Annotated in this window: 20 protein-coding genes; 11 read left to right on the top strand and 9 right to left on the bottom strand. The window is 35.6% G+C overall.

Going from position 1 to position 18,838, the window contains the following annotated elements:
* Position 1: 1 nt before the first annotated feature.
* The 7 genes from GSB9_00301 to holA form a co-directional block, all read right to left on the bottom strand.
* Positions 2-961: a CPBP family intramembrane metalloprotease gene (locus tag GSB9_00301; GenBank protein ID UKM63755.1), complete on the bottom strand. Its 960-nt coding sequence runs from the start codon at positions 959-961 to the stop codon at positions 2-4.
* Between the two features lie 10 nt (positions 962-971).
* Positions 972-2,018, bottom strand: coding sequence for an o-succinylbenzoate synthase (locus GSB9_00300; protein ID UKM63754.1), 1,047 nt, complete (start codon positions 2,016-2,018; stop codon positions 972-974).
* On the bottom strand, positions 2,019-2,696 hold the full coding sequence (locus GSB9_00299; protein ID UKM63753.1) for a metal-dependent hydrolase: 678 nt from the start codon (positions 2,694-2,696) through the stop codon (positions 2,019-2,021).
* 34 nt (positions 2,697-2,730) lie between these two features.
* Complete coding sequence (gene menA / locus GSB9_00298; GenBank protein ID UKM63752.2) at positions 2,731-3,633, bottom strand: 1,4-dihydroxy-2-naphthoate octaprenyltransferase; 903 nt, start codon at positions 3,631-3,633, stop codon at positions 2,731-2,733.
* Positions 3,633-4,472 (bottom strand): 1,4-dihydroxy-2-naphthoyl-CoA synthase, encoded by an 840-nt coding sequence (locus GSB9_00297; GenBank protein ID UKM63751.1) that lies wholly within the window; start codon positions 4,470-4,472, stop codon positions 3,633-3,635. The genes menA and GSB9_00297 overlap by 1 nt, the downstream gene beginning before the upstream one ends.
* A gap of 637 nt (positions 4,473-5,109) precedes the next feature.
* Positions 5,110-5,778: a uracil-DNA glycosylase gene (locus GSB9_00295; protein ID UKM63749.1), complete on the bottom strand. Its 669-nt coding sequence runs from the start codon at positions 5,776-5,778 to the stop codon at positions 5,110-5,112.
* A gap of 8 nt (positions 5,779-5,786) precedes the next feature.
* Positions 5,787-6,791 carry a DNA polymerase III subunit delta gene (gene holA / locus GSB9_00294; GenBank protein UKM63748.1) on the bottom strand — a complete coding sequence of 335 codons (1,005 nt, stop codon included), beginning with the start codon at positions 6,789-6,791 and terminating at the stop codon, positions 5,787-5,789.
* Between the two features lie 128 nt (positions 6,792-6,919).
* On the opposite strand from holA, the gene GSB9_00293 reads away from it, so the two are divergent.
* From GSB9_00293 to GSB9_00289, 5 genes are all read left to right on the top strand, one after another.
* On the top strand, positions 6,920-7,366 hold the full coding sequence (locus GSB9_00293; GenBank protein ID UKM63747.1) for a type I restriction enzyme HsdR N-terminal domain-containing protein: 447 nt from the start codon (positions 6,920-6,922) through the stop codon (positions 7,364-7,366).
* Entirely contained in the window at positions 7,363-8,352 is a 990-nt protein-coding gene (locus GSB9_00292) for a glycosyltransferase family 2 protein (GenBank protein UKM63746.1), read from the top strand. The genes GSB9_00293 and GSB9_00292 overlap by 4 nt, the downstream gene beginning before the upstream one ends.
* 97 nt (positions 8,353-8,449) lie before the next feature.
* Entirely contained in the window at positions 8,450-9,286 is an 837-nt protein-coding gene (locus GSB9_00291) for an OmpA family protein (protein UKM63745.1), read from the top strand.
* 139 nt (positions 9,287-9,425) lie between these two features.
* Positions 9,426-10,211 carry a carbonic anhydrase family protein gene (locus GSB9_00290; GenBank protein UKM63744.1) on the top strand — a complete coding sequence of 262 codons (786 nt, stop codon included), beginning with the start codon at positions 9,426-9,428 and terminating at the stop codon, positions 10,209-10,211.
* Positions 10,212-10,333: 122 nt separating this feature from the next.
* A complete protein-coding gene (locus GSB9_00289; GenBank protein UKM63743.1) occupies positions 10,334-11,107 on the top strand; it encodes a DUF1080 domain-containing protein in 774 nt (257 codons plus the stop codon).
* 114 nt (positions 11,108-11,221) lie between these two features.
* Here the strand turns inward: GSB9_00289 and GSB9_00288 are convergent, their stop codons facing one another.
* Both GSB9_00288 and GSB9_00287 read right to left on the bottom strand, forming a co-directional pair.
* Positions 11,222-12,169: a phosphoribosylaminoimidazolesuccinocarboxamide synthase gene (locus GSB9_00288; GenBank protein UKM63742.1), complete on the bottom strand. Its 948-nt coding sequence runs from the start codon at positions 12,167-12,169 to the stop codon at positions 11,222-11,224.
* On the bottom strand, positions 12,169-13,122 hold the full coding sequence (locus GSB9_00287) for a PhoH family protein (protein UKM63741.1): 954 nt from the start codon (positions 13,120-13,122) through the stop codon (positions 12,169-12,171). The genes GSB9_00288 and GSB9_00287 overlap by 1 nt, the downstream gene beginning before the upstream one ends.
* Before the next feature lie 240 nt (positions 13,123-13,362).
* Between GSB9_00287 and GSB9_00286 the strand changes: the two genes are divergently transcribed.
* The 6 genes from GSB9_00286 to dnaN all read left to right on the top strand — a co-directional run bounded on the left by GSB9_00286 (position 13,363) and on the right by dnaN (position 18,774).
* Positions 13,363-14,256, top strand: a complete 894-nt coding sequence (locus GSB9_00286) for an SAM-dependent chlorinase/fluorinase (protein UKM63740.1) — start codon at positions 13,363-13,365, stop codon at positions 14,254-14,256.
* A gap of 12 nt (positions 14,257-14,268) precedes the next feature.
* Complete coding sequence (locus GSB9_00285) at positions 14,269-14,565, top strand: antibiotic biosynthesis monooxygenase (protein ID UKM63739.1); 297 nt, start codon at positions 14,269-14,271, stop codon at positions 14,563-14,565.
* Between the two features lie 57 nt (positions 14,566-14,622).
* A complete protein-coding gene (gldF, locus tag GSB9_00284) occupies positions 14,623-15,342 on the top strand; it encodes a gliding motility-associated ABC transporter permease subunit GldF (GenBank protein ID UKM63738.1) in 720 nt (239 codons plus the stop codon).
* The gene (locus tag GSB9_00283) at positions 15,339-15,824 is read left to right on the top strand and encodes a hypothetical protein (GenBank protein ID UKM63737.1); all 486 of its coding nucleotides are present in this window, start codon (positions 15,339-15,341) and stop codon (positions 15,822-15,824) included. Before gldF ends, GSB9_00283 begins: the two co-directional genes overlap by 4 nt.
* Positions 15,817-17,484 carry a gliding motility-associated ABC transporter substrate-binding protein GldG gene (gene gldG / locus GSB9_00282; protein ID UKM63736.1) on the top strand — a complete coding sequence of 556 codons (1,668 nt, stop codon included), beginning with the start codon at positions 15,817-15,819 and terminating at the stop codon, positions 17,482-17,484. The genes GSB9_00283 and gldG overlap by 8 nt, the downstream gene beginning before the upstream one ends.
* A gap of 171 nt (positions 17,485-17,655) precedes the next feature.
* Entirely contained in the window at positions 17,656-18,774 is a 1,119-nt protein-coding gene (gene dnaN / locus GSB9_00281; protein UKM63735.1) for a DNA polymerase III subunit beta, read from the top strand.
* Positions 18,775-18,838: the final 64 nt, after the last annotated feature.

The raw sequence follows: 18,838 nt of genomic DNA, 5'->3' as shown, positions 1-18,838 counted from the left end.
ATTATTCTAAAATTTTATAATCTTCGTTAGGTGGTTCGGTAACAGTTCCCAATAGTTTTTCGCTCCAGTTGTTCCATTTGTATTTTTTAGACAGAATAACCAATAAAATGGGAAAAACCACAAAAACAGGTACAAAAATATCCATCAAAGCCATTTCGGTTGGATCGGATAAATCTTTTAATATGGAATCGGTTTGAAAAGCGGTCCAATCTGCAGTGACCAAAAGCGCCGTAAACAGGTTATTGGCCACATGAAAGCCTAAAGCGAGTTCCAAGCCTTCGTCCATGAGAGTTATAATACCTAAAAACAGCCCCGTACCTATATAATACACCATGATGATGTACCCCATTTTTTCGACTTCTGGATTGGCCATATGCATTAAACCAAACCCCATAGAAGTTATTAAAAGTGGTACCCACTTATTCTTAAAAACAACACCAACCCCCTGCATTAAATACCCTCGAAAAAAATATTCCTCGAAACTGGTTTGCAATGGAATCAACAATATGGCAATAGTTGCCAAAACCAAAAAAGGCTGAAGTTGAAAGTTGAATAGATAATCTTCCGGGCTTAAAACATAATCTAAAATCACAAAACCGCTGGACAAAACGCCCCAAAGTATAAAAATAAACCAAAACCGTTTCCAATCTATTTTATTCCTGGTGGTCGTTAAGCTTTTTATGGACTGTTTATGCAATACTTTCGCCGAAACAAAAACACCTATAAGCCCGAAAGCGAAAGAAATCAGCATCAAAAATAAAAACAGATTGCTGCCCAACAAATCTATCATATTTGGGATATCTGTTGGTATTTCAACTGAATTGCTGCCTAATGTTTTTACGACAATAGCCATGCCCAACGGCACCATGCCCACAAGTTGCCATGCACAAAATATTATCATTACGCCCAACAAATAGCGCCACCAATCGTACAATCCTTTAAACGCTTGAGCTATATACATGCTTTACTTTTTAATTTTTTAAAATTTCGAGGTTCCAAACATCGTTTTTTCGATATCGCAATTTACCATTTTTAACTTGTAATGGACTACTAATATTATTTGTAAATAAACTTCCTGTCCCTAAACCTTGGGGCATCAAGTTCTGCTTGCTATATGTATATTGTGCAATAGCATTCAAACCAATATTGCTTTCCAACGCACTTGTTATCCACCAGCCTATTTGCTGTTTTTCAGCTTCAGCTATCCATTGATCGCTACCCGCTATACCACCAACCAAACTAGGCTTTAAAATAATATATTGCGGTTTTATGGTTTGCAATAATGTTTTCTTTTTCTCTAAGGAAAACACACCAATAAGTTCCTCGTCCAAAGCAATGGGCAATGGTGTCGTTTCGCATAAATTTGCCATCTGTTCCTCTTGCCCTTGCTTAATGGGCTGTTCTATGGAATGCAAATTATATTCTGAAAGTATTTTTAACTTTTCTAAGGCATTTTCCGGTGAAAAAGCGCCGTTGGCATCTACCCGCAATTCAATATCTTTTGATGAAAATTCATTGCGAATAGATTTTATCAAATTAACTTCCGTTTGAAAATCTATGGCACCAATTTTCATTTTTAAACAATTGAAACCTTGCTTGATTTTTTCTGTAATTTGTTGCTTCATGAACGCCTCACTTCCCATCCAGATCAACCCGTTTATTGGAATGGCAGCTTCACCGTCACAAAATTTTGACGGAAGCAACTGAAACATATCCTGACTTTCCAAAGATTTAAAAGCCATTTCTAAACCAAACTGAATGCTTGGATATTTGGTTAATGCTTCTAATAAATAATCTAAACCAGAATTTATATTTTGGCACACCCATTTCAACTTATCTTCGTAGTTGGGCACATCATCGGCAGAAAGCCCCCTAAACAGGGCACATTCGCCTATACCCATTTTATTTTCAGAATGTAATATGAGAAAATAGGTATCCTTTGTTTTTAGTACGCCACGCGAGGTACCACTAGGCTTTTTAAAATTTAAGGTATAGGTTTTAATCGAGGCATTTATCATTTACAATTCTATATGGTCTCCTATTTCAAGCAGCATTAAATCTTTGTTCTTTTCAAAAAACTTGCGTTTAGCTTCCTCGTGATCTATTTCAATATAGCCAAAGGTATCGTAGTGATAGCCTAAAACCTTATCACATTCAACAAAATCGCTTGCTAAAATGGCGTCATCTACCCCCATTGTAAAATTATCGCCTATAGGCAAAATAGCCAAATCCAATTTGGTTTGCAACGGAATTAATTTCATATCATGAGTCAATGCCGTATCGCCAGCGATATAGATGTTTTTATGTTCACCTTCTAGCACAAACCCGCCGGGTTGGCCACCATAACTCCCGTCAGGGAAAGATGAGGTATGTATGGCATTAACATACTTAACGGTGCCGAACTCAAATTCCCATTTACCGCCATGGTTCATTGGATGGCCCTCAATTCCTAATTTTTCAAAATGACTTACAATTTCAAAATTCGAAATTACAACAGCTTTAGTTCGTTTAGCAATCGACTCAACATCAGCTATGTGATCTTGATGTGCATGGGTTAGCAGAATATAATCGGCTTTTAAATACTCAATGTCTATACTCGAGGCTTTCGCGTTTGGTGTAATAAATGGATCGACTAAAATATTTACATCACCAACCTCAATACCTAGGGAAGCATGACCGTAAAATGTGATTTTCATAGGGTTATTTTTAAACCATGAATTTACAAAAAATCTATAATAAATGCCCCACTCCCATTAATATTGCCAACAAAACTGTTGTAAGCGCCAATTTTTTTAATTCTGGATCCAATTGTTTTGGAATGGTATTTTTGTTTACTCGTTTTAAATGAAGAATTAAAGGTATGTAAGCCACAATAAACATTAAATTAAATGGTGAGGTATAATACAAAACACCAAACAAAGCTGAGGTTACTATAGCCATTGTAATTAATGCATTATGGTAAGTTTTAGCTCTTTCCCCCCCCAACTTAACAGCCAACGTTATTTTGTTCGACTTTTCGTCCGACACTCTATCCCGCATGTTATTAAGGTTTAAAACTCCTGTACTTAATAACCCTACGGTTATTGCCGGCAAATACACCACGTGGTTTACCTGTTTAGCATAAAGCACATAACAGCCAACAACACTAATTAAACCAAAAAAAACAAAAACAAAAACATCGCCCAAGCCTCTATAGCCGTATGCTTTTGCGCCAATGGTATAACGCAAAGCTGCTGCCACGGAAGCGATACCTAATAAAAAGAAAAATAAAGTTAACCAGAAGTGGCTTACCCCAAACGACCAAAACACCAGAAAAAATGCCAATCCAATAGATACTAAAATATTTATTTTTATACCATTGAAAAGTTCTTCAGGTGTAATTTTTCCTGACTGGATGGCACGTTCGGGACCAATTCTATCATTATTATCAGTTCCCTTTATGCCATCGCCATAGTCGTTTGCCAAATTAGATAGTATTTGAAAACTTAAAGTCGTTAAAATTGCCAATGTAAAAATGCCCCAATCGAAAACGCCATCATAAGCCGCCAAACAGGATGCCAATATGATTCCTGAAATAGACAATGGGAGCGTTCTTAACCGTATAGCAGAGATCCAAACTGAAAATTTCTGCATTATGGAATCCATTTTTTATCGAAGTTAGGCTGTCTTTTTTCAAGAAACGCATTTCTGCCTTCTTTAGCTTCATCGGTCATATATGCAAGTCTTGTAGCCTCTCCTGCAAAAACTTGCTGCCCCACCATACCATCATCTGTTAAGTTCATAGCAAATTTCAACATTTTTATAGATGTTGGTGATTTAGCTAATATTTCCTGTGCCCATTCGTAGGCAGTAGTTTCTAATTCATTATGCGGCACCACGGCATTAACCATGCCCATTTCGAAGGCTTCTTGTGCCGAATAATTTCGTCCTAAGAAAAAGATTTCACGTGCTTTTTTTTGGCCTACCATTTTTGCGAGATACGCCGAACCGTAACCGCCATCAAAACTGGTTACATCGGCATCGGTTTGTTTAAATATTGCATGTTCTTTGCTAGCCAATGTAAGATCGCATACTACATGTAAACTATGCCCACCACCAACAGCCCATCCTGGTACAACGGCTATTACAGCTTTAGGCATAAAACGAATTAATCGTTGTACTTCCAAAATATTTAAACGGTGGTAACCGTCTTCACCAACATAACCTTGATGCCCACGAGCCTTTTGATCGCCACCACTGCAAAAAGAATATACACCATCTTTTGTTGAAGGACCTTCAGCCGATAATAGCACCACCCCAATGTTTACATCTTCATTCGCATCGTAAAAAGCGTCATATAATTCACTAGTGGTTTTAGGACGAAAAGCATTTCTAACGTTAGGTCTATTAAAAGCAATTCGAGCAACGCCATTGCACTTTTTATAAGTAATATCCTCGTAATCTTTGGCCTTGACCCATTTTGGTTCTTCCATAGTCATTAGTTATTTGCGTCAAAAATAAATTTTATTTCATAAATTTTAACGATTAACAAGGAAGAATACTTTACAAAATTTAAAATTTAAGAATTCATCAAAGTATGTTACTGATTCATGAACTTATTTAATGATTCCATCTAAAACTTAAAATTTTTCAACCCTAAAAATTACAGGTGCCTTAAATCATATTTTCATTTCAATAAAAATACAGTTAACTTTTTATTGATTTATAAATATTGTACTGAAGAATTTAAACAGCAATAAAAAATAAAAATTAAGTGTAACTCTTATCGATTTGTAGTACTTTTGTTATTAATTTTACACAAAAATAATATTAATATTACATATTTTTTACAACAAAATTGTTTTTCGTCGTAAAAAAATGCAATTTACCGGTTATTGGTAAATAAACTCCAAACTCTATGTATTTAACAATTACTCTGATTATTTCTTTTTTAGTCTTAGTGAATTTTTTGTTGCTTAAATTTAGTTGTAATAAAGAAGCAAAAAAGGCTTCAGCAAAACAATTTACTATGGTTAAATTAAAGAGCGAAACGAAAATTCTTGCACCAACTGGCAGCTAAATGTTATTTACATCAATTATTTTCCATAACAGTCTTGTTATCAATACTTTTTAACTCCAATCAATTGGGGATTTCCCTGAGGATTCCAACCACTTATTAGCTGCACTAAAATGTTTATTTCCAAACCAATACCCTCTATTAGCACTTAAAGGAGAAGGATGACCTGAATTTAAAATGGTATGCTTTGCTTTATCGATTAGCTTCACCTTTTTTTTAGCAAATCCGCCCCACAACAAAAAGACCACATTTTCCTTTTTTGTACTTATTAATTGAATAACGGCATCGGTAAATGTTTCCCAGCCCTTGTTTTGGTGACTACCGGCTTGATGCGCTCTAACCGTTAGAGAGGCATTGAGCAATAACACACCTTGCTTGGCCCACCGCTCTAAATTACCGCTTTGAGGATATGGAATCCCTAAATCGTACTCAACTTCTTTAAAAATATTTATTAGTGACGGTGGGTGGGTTATTCCATCCGATACAGAAAAACATAAACCATTGGCTTGATTCGGCCCATGATAAGGGTCTTGACCAATAATAACCACTTTAACATCTTCAAAATGACAATGATTAAAGGCATTGAATATTTTATTCCCAGGCGGGTAACAGGTATGGCTTTTGTACTCAGATTTTACAAAATCAACCAAGTTATTAAAATAAGGTTTATTGAATTCTTCTTTTAAATAGGGTTTCCAACTGGAGTGAATGCCGACATCCATAACATTAATTAGTTTAAAATGCGTACCAAAAGCTCTTTCAACAAATCGCCTTGCGGCACCGCATTTGCACCAACACCTTTACCCTTTACATCAAACTCCCTAAGGGTTGCAACCACAGCACTCACTTTACGCATCGGATAGTTTCTTGCGGCACCAATGTATTCGTTAACAAAGTAAGGATTGATTTTTAGGGCCGAAGCTACACTTCTTGGCGATTTATCTTTTAGGCCATGAAATTGGAGTAATTGAGAAAAAAAATTAAACAATAAAGAAACGGTAACAACCATAGGATTATCCTTTGGGTTTTCACCAAAATACTTCACAATTTTAAAAGCTTTGGTAGCGTTGCGTTCACCAACCGCTTTGCGTAACTCAAAATTATTGTAGTCTTTACTTATTCCTATATTCTCCTCAATATGCTCTGGTGTGATTTGTGTGCCTTTTGGTAATATAATTTTAAGTTTTTCCAGCTCGTTGTTGATTTTACTTAAATCGGTACCCAAAAACTCAACCAACATTTGGGCCGCTTTTGGTGATATATCATATTTTTTTGGCGAAAGCACACGGCGTATCCAATCAGCCACCTGATTCTCATAAAGCTTTTTACTCTCGTAAACCACCCCTAATTTCCTAATGGTTTTGTAAAGTGATTTCCGCTTATCTATTTTTTTATACTTATAATTGATTACCAAAACCGTTGTTGGCTGTGGATTTTCGGCATATTTGGCCAATTTTTCAATGGTACGCGATAAATCTTGAGCCTCTTTTACAATAACGACTTGCCGTTCGGACATCATCGGATAGCGCTTGGCATTGCTTACAATGTCCTCTACGCTTACATCTCTTCCGTAAAGCACCACTTGGTTAAAACCTCGCTCTTCTTCGGTTAAAATAGTATCTTCTATAAAATCGGAAATCTTATCAATATAATACGGTTCTTCCCCCATTAAAAAGTATATGGGTTTTATGTTACCGCTCTTAATATCTGTAACTAGCTGTTTTACTTCGTCCAAATCTTCTTTAAATATTTGAGGTTATAAGCGCAAATTTCCAAAATTTATAAGGTTGTCTACAGAATTTATATTTTGAAATTGGTATTTGTTATTTTGTGTTTAACTTTGAAGAATAAACGAAACAAGCTTTGCAGGCACTTAATTTTCCAAAGTATTCATTCCGTTTCAAAAATAAAGAAAATAAAGTTTCTATTTTTGATAGTATCCGTAAAAAATTCGTTGTTTTACAGCCCGAAGAATGGGTAAGACAACACTGTGTACAGTATTTAATGGATGAAAAAAAATACCCCGCTTCGTTGATTAACGTAGAAAAAGAACTGACCCTCAACGGTTTAAAAAAGCGCTACGATATTGTTGTTTTCAATTCTAACGGAAGCATATATTTAATTGTAGAGTGCAAAGCGCCACATATACAAATAGACCAAACCACTTTTGATCAAATTGCGCGGTATAATTTAAAGTTGAATGCCACCTTTTTAATGGTTACCAACGGAATAAATCACTATTATTGTCAAATGGATTTTAAAAACGAGCGTTACAGCTTCTTAAAAAACATCCCTGAGTATACCCTGTGAATATTGCCATCGTCATACTAAACTGGAACGGAAAAGCCCTATTGGAGCAATTTTTGCCATCGGTTATTAAATATTCTAGCGAAGCAACAATTTATTTGGCCGATAATGCCTCAACAGATAGTTCCATAAAATTTGTAGAAACGCATTTTCCTTCAATAAAAATTATAAAAAATAAAGAAAATGGTGGATACGCAAAAGGTTACAACGACGCCTTAAAACAAATTGATGCCGATATTTATTGTTTGCTTAACAGCGATGTAGAAGTAACCGAAAACTGGATTCAGCCTGTTGTTGAGCTCTTTAATATAGAAAAAAATACTGTCATTGTTCAACCAAAAATACTTGATTACAAAAAGAAGAGTTTTTTTGAATATGCCGGGGCTGCCGGTGGTTTTATTGATAAATACGGCTACCCATTTTGCAGAGGACGCATTTTTAACACCATTGAAAAAGACTATGGGCAATACAATGATATAACAGAAATATTCTGGGCCTCTGGAGCTTGCTTGTTTGTGAGAAGTACTGTTTTTAAAGAATTGAATGGTTTTGACGAGCACTTTTTTGCCCACATGGAAGAAATCGATTTGTGTTGGCGGGCAAAAAACAGAGGCTATACCGTTCAATATGTAGGGCATTCAACTGTATTTCATGTTGGTGGCGCCACGCTTAGCAATTCAAACCCTAAAAAAACCTTTTTAAATTTTAGAAACAGCCTATTTGCACTCACCAAAAATGCGAGTGGCCCAATATTCAGCAAACTTTTTACCCGTCTTGTTTTGGATGGCATAGCAGCATTTAAATTTTTGTGGGAATTTAAACCAAGACACATCGCTGCCATAATAAAAGCCCATTTTAGTTTTTATTTTCACTTAAAGAGACTTCTTAAACAACGGAGAGCACAAAAAAACAAGATAAATTATTACCAAAAACCGTCTATTGTGGTCGACTACTTCATAAAAAGAAATTGTTATTACAAAATTTCATAAATAGTTCGTAAAAGTTTTGTTAAAATGCTTAAAACGGTAGATTTTTATATATTTTTGTGAGAACAATTAACACGAAACATTAATCCTTTATTAAATTATGAAAAAAGTTTTATTGCTTAGCTTATCGTCCATGATATTTTTAAGCTCATGTGTATCTAAAAAACTATATACCGATCTTCAAGCAAAACAAAAAGAAACTCAAGATTTATTGAATTCTGCTACTGTAAAATTGAACTCTTGTTTGGAAGACAGAGCTTCAGCTACAGCAAGAGCCACCGCTTTAGAAGAGCAAGTTGAAGACTTAAGAAACTACAACGAAAACCTACAGGTACTATCTGCCAAAGGTGCTTCTAACATCGAAAAAACGTTAGAGAGCATGAAAGAAAAAGATTTAAAAATCACACGTTTACAAGATGCCCTAACCAAAAAAGACAGTGTAACTTTAGCGTTGGTAACAAGCTTAAAACGTGAAGTAGGCATCAATGACCCAGACATTGAGGTAAATGTTGAAAAAGGCGTTGTATTTATTTCTATTGCCGATAAATTATTATTTAAAAGCGGAAGCTATACAGTAACATCAAGAGCTAAAGAAGTTCTTGCTAAAGTTGCCAAAGTAGTAAACAGCAAACCAGATTTTGAATGTATGGTTGAAAGCCACACAGACAATGTACCATATAGAAAAGAGCCTTTACTGGACAACTGGGACTTAAGTGTAAAACGTGCAACTTCTGTTGTAAGAGTTTTAGAAGACTTAGATGTTAACCCACAACAATTAATTGCAGCAGGACGTGCAGAATATGTACCGTTAGTGGAAAACAACACAGCAGAGAACCGTGCTAAAAACAGACGTACGCGTATCGTGGTTATGCCAAAAATCGATCAGTTCTACGACATGATTGAAAAAGAAATGAAAAACTTAGAAGCAGGTAACTAATCTGTTGATAATACTAAATTTAAGAATCCCAATCCTTTTTAGGATTGGGATTTTTTTTGAACAAAAAATAGCAAAACTGACAAAAGTTAGGATTTAAAATCTTGTTAAGCTCTAATTTTATCCCACATAAAAATTAGAGATGAAAACTAGCCTCCCTTTACTACTTGCAGTTACAATGCTTTTTTCGGCCTGTAAAAATGATAAGAAAACAGCCCACAACAATAAAACCCAACACCGTCAAAACCACTGGAGTTATTCAGGAGAAACGTCGCCCGAACATTGGGTTGAAATTGAAAAAAATTCAGATTGTGGTGGCAATTATCAATCGCCAATAAACATAATTCATAAAGACACCGATTCTGTAGCTTCAAAAGGTGATTTGAAAATTAAATACACCCCAACAACATTAATTAAAAAGGTTGAAAACAACGGCCACTCCATCCAGTTCGATTTTGAACCTGGCGATTCTATCAATTATAAAAACAAAACGTATTTTCTAAAACAAATACATTTCCATGAACCATCGGAACACAAAATAAACGGCATTACCTACCCTATAGAAATGCACTTGGTACATGTAAACAAAGTAGGAGTAATAACGGTTTTGGGCATTTTGGGAGAGGAAGGTGACGAAAGTCAACTTTTTGAATTTTTTGAAAGCTTTTTGCCACTTGAAAACGGTGCAGAAAAGGAAATTCACCAAAACATTGATTTATCGGAGCTGTTTTCAAAAGACAAACATTTTTATTCCTACAGTGGCTCCCTAACCACCCCGCCATGTTCAGAAAATGTTAACTGGATTGTCTTTAAGGAACCCATTGTACTATCAGTTGAAGAAGTAATGAAACTAAAAAACAACATGCCTATTAACAATTACCGTAACGAACAATCGCTAAATGGACGCGTGGTAATTTTCAATAATTAACACAAAAAATCACATTAGTCCCTTTAAATAAGGGTATAAATGCGTAATCTTTTTGCTTTGACGCTCTTATTTTTATACTTATGATATTTTTAAGTAGATTAGGAGTATTAAAAACAAAAAACATGTTTCATAATAAATGTAGCTTTACCAAAATATTGATGGTTGTGTTCATTTTTTTAACTGTACTTGGTTGCAAAAATAAATCTGAAACAAACACATACGGCTTTATTAGTATTTTCAACGGAAAAAACCTTGACAACTGGGAAGGTAACCCTATATATTGGAGCGTAAATAATGGTAGTTTGATTGGTGAGGTCACTCCTGAAACACTGCTAAAAAGAAATACATTTATTATTTGGAAAGGTGGCACGCCTTCAAATTTTGAGCTTAAATTAGACTTTAAAATTTCCGATAAAGGCAATAGCGGAATTAACTACCGTAGCGCATTTATTGATTCACTACCACATGCCTTAAAAGGGTTTCAAGGCGATATCGACGGTAGAATGCGATATACCGGCATGAACTACGAAGAACGGGGAAGAACCACATTGGCCAGCCGAGGTGAAAAAACAATTGTGCATCCACAACCTAAAGCGCTAAACCCAGACTCCCTGAAACTTAATATAAAAAACAATAGATGGCAAAGTTTAGAAGTTATTGAATCTTTGGGCAATCCCGATGATTTGGCCAAACATATTAAACCAAATAACTGGAACAGCTTTCACATAATTGCCAACGGCAATAGGCTAAAGCATTTTGTGAATGGCATCCTTATGAGTGATGTTACCGACAAAAATCCTGAAAACCATTTAAAATCCGGTTTTATCGGCCTCCAAGTACATACTGGCCCTCCAATGAAAGTTGAGTTTAAAAATATAAGACTTAAAGAATTATAGGGTATCTTTGTGATATTTCTTCCTACTCTTTTTTAAATTATATTTCTGTAAACAATTACGGTTTAAACACAACAACACTTCAACGAAGCGGTTAGCAGTGTTTTTTGTTAGTGTTTATTTTAAATACGCCAAAACATTAGCCTCTATCCTACTTTGGATATTTGAAACATCTGCTTTTTCAAAAGTTTCCCCAGTTATGTTTTCATAAAGTTCGATATAACGTTCGGACACGGACTGAATATACTCATCGCTCATGTAAGGTACCTTTTGTCCTTCCAAACCTTGAAAATTATTACTGATTAACCATTGGCGTACAAACTCTTTTGACAATTGTTTTTGTGGTTCACCTTTTTTCTGACGTTCTTCATACCCATCGGCATAAAAATAACGCGAGGAATCTGGAGTATGGATTTCATCAATCAACACAATCTTTCCGTCTTTGGTTTTTCCGAATTCGTATTTGGTATCAACCAAAATCAATCCACGAGAGCCTGCTATTTCTGTTCCTCTTTGAAATAGTTTACGGGTGTAATCTTCCAAAACCAAATAATCTTCCTCTGAAACAATACCGCGTTTTAAAATATCTTCCCGAGAAATATCCTCGTCATGGTCGCCTTGTTCTGCTTTTGTTGCTGGCGTAATTATAGGTTCTGGAAATGCATCGTTTTCTTTCATACCCTCTGCCATAGGTACGCCGCAAAGCATTCGTTTTCCTGCCTTGTACTCACGAGCTGCATGCCCAGACATGTAACCACGAATAACCATTTCAACTTTAAAAGGTTCACACAGATGTCCAACGGCCACATTGGGATCAGGTGTGGATGTTAGCCAATTGGGCACTAAATCTTCGGTAGCGGCCATCATTTTGGTGGCTATTTGGTTTAATATTTGCCCTTTATAAGGAATTCCTTTTGGCATAACGACATCGAAGGCCGAAAGCCTATCAGTGGCAATCATAACCAATTGCTCATCGTTAATATTATAAACTTCTCTTACTTTTCCTTTATAAACATTTTTTTGTCCTGGAAAATTAAAATTGGTATCTATAATTGTATTACTCATTATTCTCTATTCTCTATGCTTTTATATGCAGCTATCACTTTTTTAACCAGTTTGTGACGGATAACATCTTTGTCGTCTAAAAATATTATCCCAACACCTTCTACGTTTTTTAAAATTAGAAGTGCTTCTTTTAGCCCAGAAATGGTTCGACGTGGTAAATCAATCTGCCCTGGATCGCCCGTGAGCAAAAACTTGGCATTTTTTCCCATTCGGGTCAAAAACATTTTCATTTGGGCATGAGTGGTATTTTGCCCTTCATCTAAAATAACAAAAGCGTTATCTAACGTGCGTCCACGCATAAAAGCCAACGGTGCTATTTGAATGGTACCATTTTCGATATAATGGGCCAGTTTTTCAGGAGCGATCATATCACGCAATGCATCGTAAAGGGGTTGCATGTATGGATCTAGCTTTTCTTTTAAATCACCAGGCAAGAACCCTAAATTTTCACCTGCTTCTACGGCGGGACGTGTTAAAATAATACGCTTAACCTCTTTGTTTTTAAGAGCTTGTACGGCCAATGCTACACCTGTATATGTTTTACCTGTTCCGGCAGGGCCTATGGCGAAAACCATATCGTTTTTTCTAACCAATTCCACCAATTTACGTTGATTGGCGGTTTGTGCCTTTATCAATCTACCTCCTACGCCATGAACAATAACTTCTCCACTTTGCTTCGAGGTGGTATAATCGTCACTACTTTGACTCGTTAGTACACGTTCTATAGTGTTCTCATCGATTTTGTTGTATTTTCCGTAATGCTTAAAAAGCATGGTCATACGGCGGTCAAACTCTTCTAACAGTTCTTCATCGCCAAAAGCTTTTATTTTATTACCACGGGCTACAATTTTTAACTTGGGGAAGTACTTTTTTAAAAGTTCAATATTAGCGTTTTGTGCTCCAAAAAACTCTTTTGGAGTAATCTCTTCGAGTTCAAGAATGATTTCGTTCAAAGGCTTATAATTATTTTTTAAATACTATATTATGTTAAATGCTATGGCATTTTGAAAACAGACGATCTAAAGGTTTTTTTAGGAAATCTATTTTCGTATTGTTAATAACCCCACAATTTTTCATTTATAATATTTAAAACGAAAACAAAATTTGTGTAGGTTTGTGTTACTATTTACTAAAACTCAAAAATACATAAATTTGGGTAAGCTTTTACTAAAAACATATCAACAATTTTGCCAATGGCAATAATTACTTTAACAACCGACTTTGGAGAAAAAGACCACTTTACTGGGGCTACGAAAGGAGCCATTCACAGTGAATTGCCAGAAGTGAAAGTTGTTGATATCTCACATTCTGTATCGCCTTTTAACATCTCTGAAGCGGCTTATATTATCCAAAATGCTTATAACAGTTTCCCAAAAGGCACCATACATATTATTGGCATTGATTCTGAGTTGAATCCAGAAAACAAGCACATTGCCATAAAGTTGGACGACCACTACTTTATTTGCGCCAACAACGGTATTATGAGTATGATTTGTTCTGAAATTGCCCCTCAAAAAATTGTTGAAATAAACATACATGACAGAATACAGAGCAGCTTTCCTGTTTTAGATGTGTTTGTTAAAGTGGCCTGCCATATAGCTCGCGGAGGCACTTTAGAGGTAATTGGCAAAAACATTTCGGAAATAAAGCCCATAAAAAATATTACTCCGTTTGTCAACGACGACAAAACACAAATTATTGGCAGTGTTATTTATATTGACAATTACGGAAATGTCGTGACCAACATAAAACGCAGTTTTTTTGAAACCATTCAAAAAGGCCGGAATTTCGAAATTTCTGCTCGCAATTATACGTTTAAAAAAATCTATGAAAAATATAGCGATATTGTAAATTTTGAAGTGCCCGAAAACAAAAGGCACGACGAAGGTCGCAAATTAGTGGTTTTTAACTCTGGAGGTTTTTTAGAAATTGCTGTTTACAAAAGCAACAATAGTACGGTAGGTAGCGCATCTACACTTTTAGGGTTGCGGTTAATGGATGCCGTGAGTATAAATTTTATAACATCTTCGGTTATTCCAAAAGGCGTTGAAATTTCTAAGACCATACCTAATATAACCGATTATTAATAAAAGACATTTATGTTAGTTAGAATAGTAAAAATGGGGTTTTATAAACAGAATATTGAGGTGTTCCTCGATAATTTCCATAAGACCAAAAATGAAATTCGAGCATTTGAAGGCTGTTCGTTTTTAGAATTGTACAGAGACCATAACAACCCGAGCGTATTTTTTACTTACAGCTATTGGGAATCTGAAGAAGCTTTGGAAAATTATCGAAAATCGGAACTTTTTAAAAGGGTTTGGGGCAAAATAAAACCGCTTTTTAGCATCCGCCCTGAAGCTTGGAGCGTTGAAAAGCTAGAATCATTAAAATAACGATTATCTTTAAGCCGATAATAAAAGGCTACTTTTTTTAACTTTAACGAAAAATTAATGTTTGCCATACTTAAAAAAGAAATAAACTCATTTTTTGCTTCACCAATCGGCTATTTGGTAATTGGTGTTTTTCTGGTGTTAAACGGTGTATTTCTTTGGTTATTTAAAGGCGATTTCAATATTCTCAATTATGGTTTTGCCGATTTATCGTCGTTCTTTTTATTGGCGCCTTGGATTTTACTGTTTTTAATCCCCGCGGTAACCATGCGCAGCTTTTCGGACGAAAAAAAACAAGGCACCCTAGAATTGCTGCTTACTAAGCCCATATCGGTTTTCCGTATTGTTTTAGGAAAATATTTTGGTGCGTTCATTCTAATTATTTTCGCACTTATACCTACACTTCTCTATGTCTATACAGTTTACGAATTGGGCAATCCAATTGGTAATCTAGACATGGCCAGCACTTGGGGCTCGTATTTTGGACTTTTGTTTTTAGTAGCAGCCTACAATGCCATTGGCGTATTCGCATCAACACTTTCCGATAATCAAATTGTAGCTTTTATTACGGCCGTTTTTATATGCTTTATTTTTTATATTGGATTTGAAGGCATAGCCGATTTTGCCTCCAGTAATTTTATAGAACAATTAGGTATGAATGCCCACTATAAAAGTATGAGCAGAGGTGTTTTGGATACCCGCGACATTGTTTATTTTCTGAGTGTAACACTGTTCTTTTTAATATTAACCAAGTTAAAATTAGATAACGAGCGCAAATGATTATAACGACAACTTTTATAATTTTAATGATTATTGTTTTTATTCTCGTTTGGCTATTTATCAATACCATCGATAAACGAAAATGGCTTACTTTTTTAGTGAGTTTGGCTTTGGCGCCAATAGTTTACTTTTACGTTTTTTATCCGTTGTTAAACATTTTTAGCAGCTATCATCACAAAAAGCATTTCAATGCCGAAGCTTGGAAAGAAAGTCCGGGGCTACGTTACGAAATGAGCGATAATATTTTAAACGACAGTGTTTTTATTGGAAAAACAAAAACCGAAATAGCACAATTTTTAGGAAAAAGTGAATGGTACGGTTGGGATGATACGTTAAAAACCAACACGCCCAATAAATGGAATTACAATTTGGGTTTAAAACCGGGAGCATTCAACAACAAACAAGAATGCATAGAAATACAATTTGAAAAAAATAAAGTTAAAACAGTTAGTCAATACCAATTAGAACGATCTTTTGAATAAATTTTTAAAACATATTGTCGTATTAACTATTGTATTAATTGCACTTAATTTTTTAAGCAGCAAAATATACAAACGCTTCGATTTTACAGCCGATAAGCGCTATACACTTAGCGAATCTGCAGTCGATGTCATTAAAAACGTCGACTCTCCCATAGTTATTGATGTCTTTTTAGAAGGAGAAGGGTTTCCGTCAGAATTCAGAAGGCTTCAAAACGAAACCCGACAATTACTTGAAGAGTTTCAAGCTGAAAACGGTAATATCACTTTTAAATTTATCAATCCTCTTGAAGATGAAACTAACCGCGACCGTAACATTCAACAATTAACACAGCGTGGACTAACCCCAATGCAACTCAGTGTTCAAGAAAATGGTAAATCTTCGCAGGCTGTAATTTTTCCATGGGCTCTGGCAAGTTACAACAATCAAACGGTAACCATTTCATTGGTTAAAAACAAAATTGGAGCCAATCAACAGGAATTGGTTTCTAACTCTGTACAGCACCTCGAATATGCTTTTGCCGATGGCTTTAGTAAACTTACCAAGCCCAAGCGTCGAAAAATAGCGATTTTAAAAGGCAATAAACAACTTGAAGACAAGTACATTGCCGATTTTGTAAAAAAACTGGGCGAATACTACTTTATTGCGCCTTTTACCTTGGATAGTGTAGCTGCCAATCCGCAAAAAACACTTAAGGAAATTGAAGGTTTCGATTTGGTGATTTCGGCTAAACCTACCGAGGCGTTTACTGAAGACGAAAAATTGGTGTTGGACCAATATATCATGAATGGCGGTAAAAGCTTATGGATGGTCGATGCGGTAGTTATGGAAAAAGATAGCCTATACAATGCAGATGGAAAAAACTATGCTATTGCACGCGATTTAAACCTTACCGATTTTTTCTTTAAATACGGTGTACGCATCAATCCCGTTATGGTGAGCTCACTATACTCTGCCCCCATTACTTTGGCCATGGGCAGCGGTAACGAATCGCAATTTCAGCACTTAAAATGGCCTTATTCCCCGTTAGCCAGTAGCAACAGCAACCATCCCATTGTAAATAATTTAAACTTAGTGAAATTCGATTTTGCCAACCAAATCGACACCTTAAAAAATAACGTTGAAAAAACCATTCTTTTAGAATCTGCTCCATACACAAAATTAGAAGGCACGCCTCGGGAGGTAAACCTAAACATTGTTACCAAAAAGCAAAATCCCGAATTGTTCAATACTGGCAACCAAACACTAGCGGTACTATTGGAGGGTGCATTTCATTCGGTCTATGAAAACCGTATAAAGCCTTTTAAGCTTTCAGAAGTAAAAAATCTAAGCCACCCCACTAAAATAATTGTTATCGCAGATGGCGATGTGGTGAAAAACGATTTGGTGAGAAATGTACCCCAAGAATTAGGCTTCGACCGATGGACAGGGCAAACCTATGGCAACAAAGAATTTTTGCTTAATGCCGTAAATTACCTTTTAGACGACAACGGACTTATAAACATTCGTTCTAAAGAAATTGCCGTGGCATTTTTAAACCAACAAAAAATCGCTGAACAAAAAACTAAATGGCAGCTTATAAACATTGTGTTTCCGTTAATTTTACTGGGTGTTTTTGGTTTGCTTTTCAACGTCTTTAGAAGGAAAAAATACACCTCCTAAATGTTAATAAGTTTGTTTCGAAATAAATAAGGTTTCGAATATATTTGTAGGTAGTAAAATTTCAATTTAAACTAATTCGTTGGGCAAAATAAAATGGGTTTTTACAATCCTACTTTAGTGTTCTGCTAAAATTTTGTTTGACCAACCCTTGAAAAACAATAAATCCTTCAGATGAAATTTATAGTATCAAGTACTTATTTATTAAAACAATTACAAATATTGGGAGGCGTAATAAATAATTCGAACACCTTACCCATTTTAGATAATTTTCTATTTGAACTGAACGGAAATCAACTTACCGTTTCTGCCAGTGATTTAGAAACGACTATGTCTTCGACCTTAGACGTTGAAAGTGACAGCGAAGGAAGTGCAGCCCTGCCTGCCCGCCTTTTACTCGATACTTTAAAAACATTTCCGGAACAACCATTAACTTTTGTTGTTGAAGACAACAATACCGTTGAAATTAGCTCCAACCATGGCAAATATGCCTTAGCTTATGCCGATGGAAACGAATTTCCTAAAGCTGTTGCTCTCGAAGACCCTAGTAAAACCGTTGTAACGGGTGATGTTTTAGCAACAGCCATTAGCAAAACCATTTTCGCTGCCGGTAACGACGATTTACGTCCGGTGATGAGTGGTGTATTTTTTCAATTTTCAACCGAAGGGCTAACATTCGTTGCTACAGATGCCCACAAGCTTGTAAAATATACTCGAGCAGATATTACCGCCAATCAGGTGGCTGAATTTATCATGCCCAAAAAACCATTAAACTTATTAAAAGGTATTTTGGCAACCAGTGAAGATGATGTTACGATAGAATACAACGAATCTAACGCTAAATTTACTTTTGAAAATTCTGAATTAATCTGTAGGTTAATTGACGGAAAATATCCTAATTACGAAGCTGTAATTCCAAAGGAAAATCCTAACAAATTGGTTATTGACAGAAACCAGTTTTTGAATTCCGTTAAACGTGTAAGTATTTATTCTAACAAAACAACGCATCAAATACGATTAAAAATTGCTGGTGCTGAATTGAATATTTCTGCCGAAGACATTGATTACAGTAATAAAGCCGAAGAGCGTTTAACCTGCGATTATCAAGGTGACGACATGCAAATTGGCTTTAACTCCCGTTTTTTAACCGAAATGCTAAACAACCTAAATGCCGATGAAGTTCAGCTAGAAATGAGTATGCCAAACAGGGCTGGTATTTTAACCCCTGTAGATGGTTTGGACGAAGGCGAACAAGTTACCATGTTGGTTATGCCGGTAATGCTTAACAATTAAATATAAAAACAGCAAACTACTAAACTAAGCTAAACAAGTCGTTGCCCAGGCAACCAACTAAAAA

The organism is Flavobacteriaceae bacterium GSB9, assembly GCA_022749295.1.
In the GTDB taxonomy this organism is placed as follows: Bacteria; Bacteroidota; Bacteroidia; order Flavobacteriales; family Flavobacteriaceae; genus Flavisericum.
Note: the sequence above shows the minus strand (reverse complement) of the source record. Positions and strands in the feature narration are given on the sequence as shown.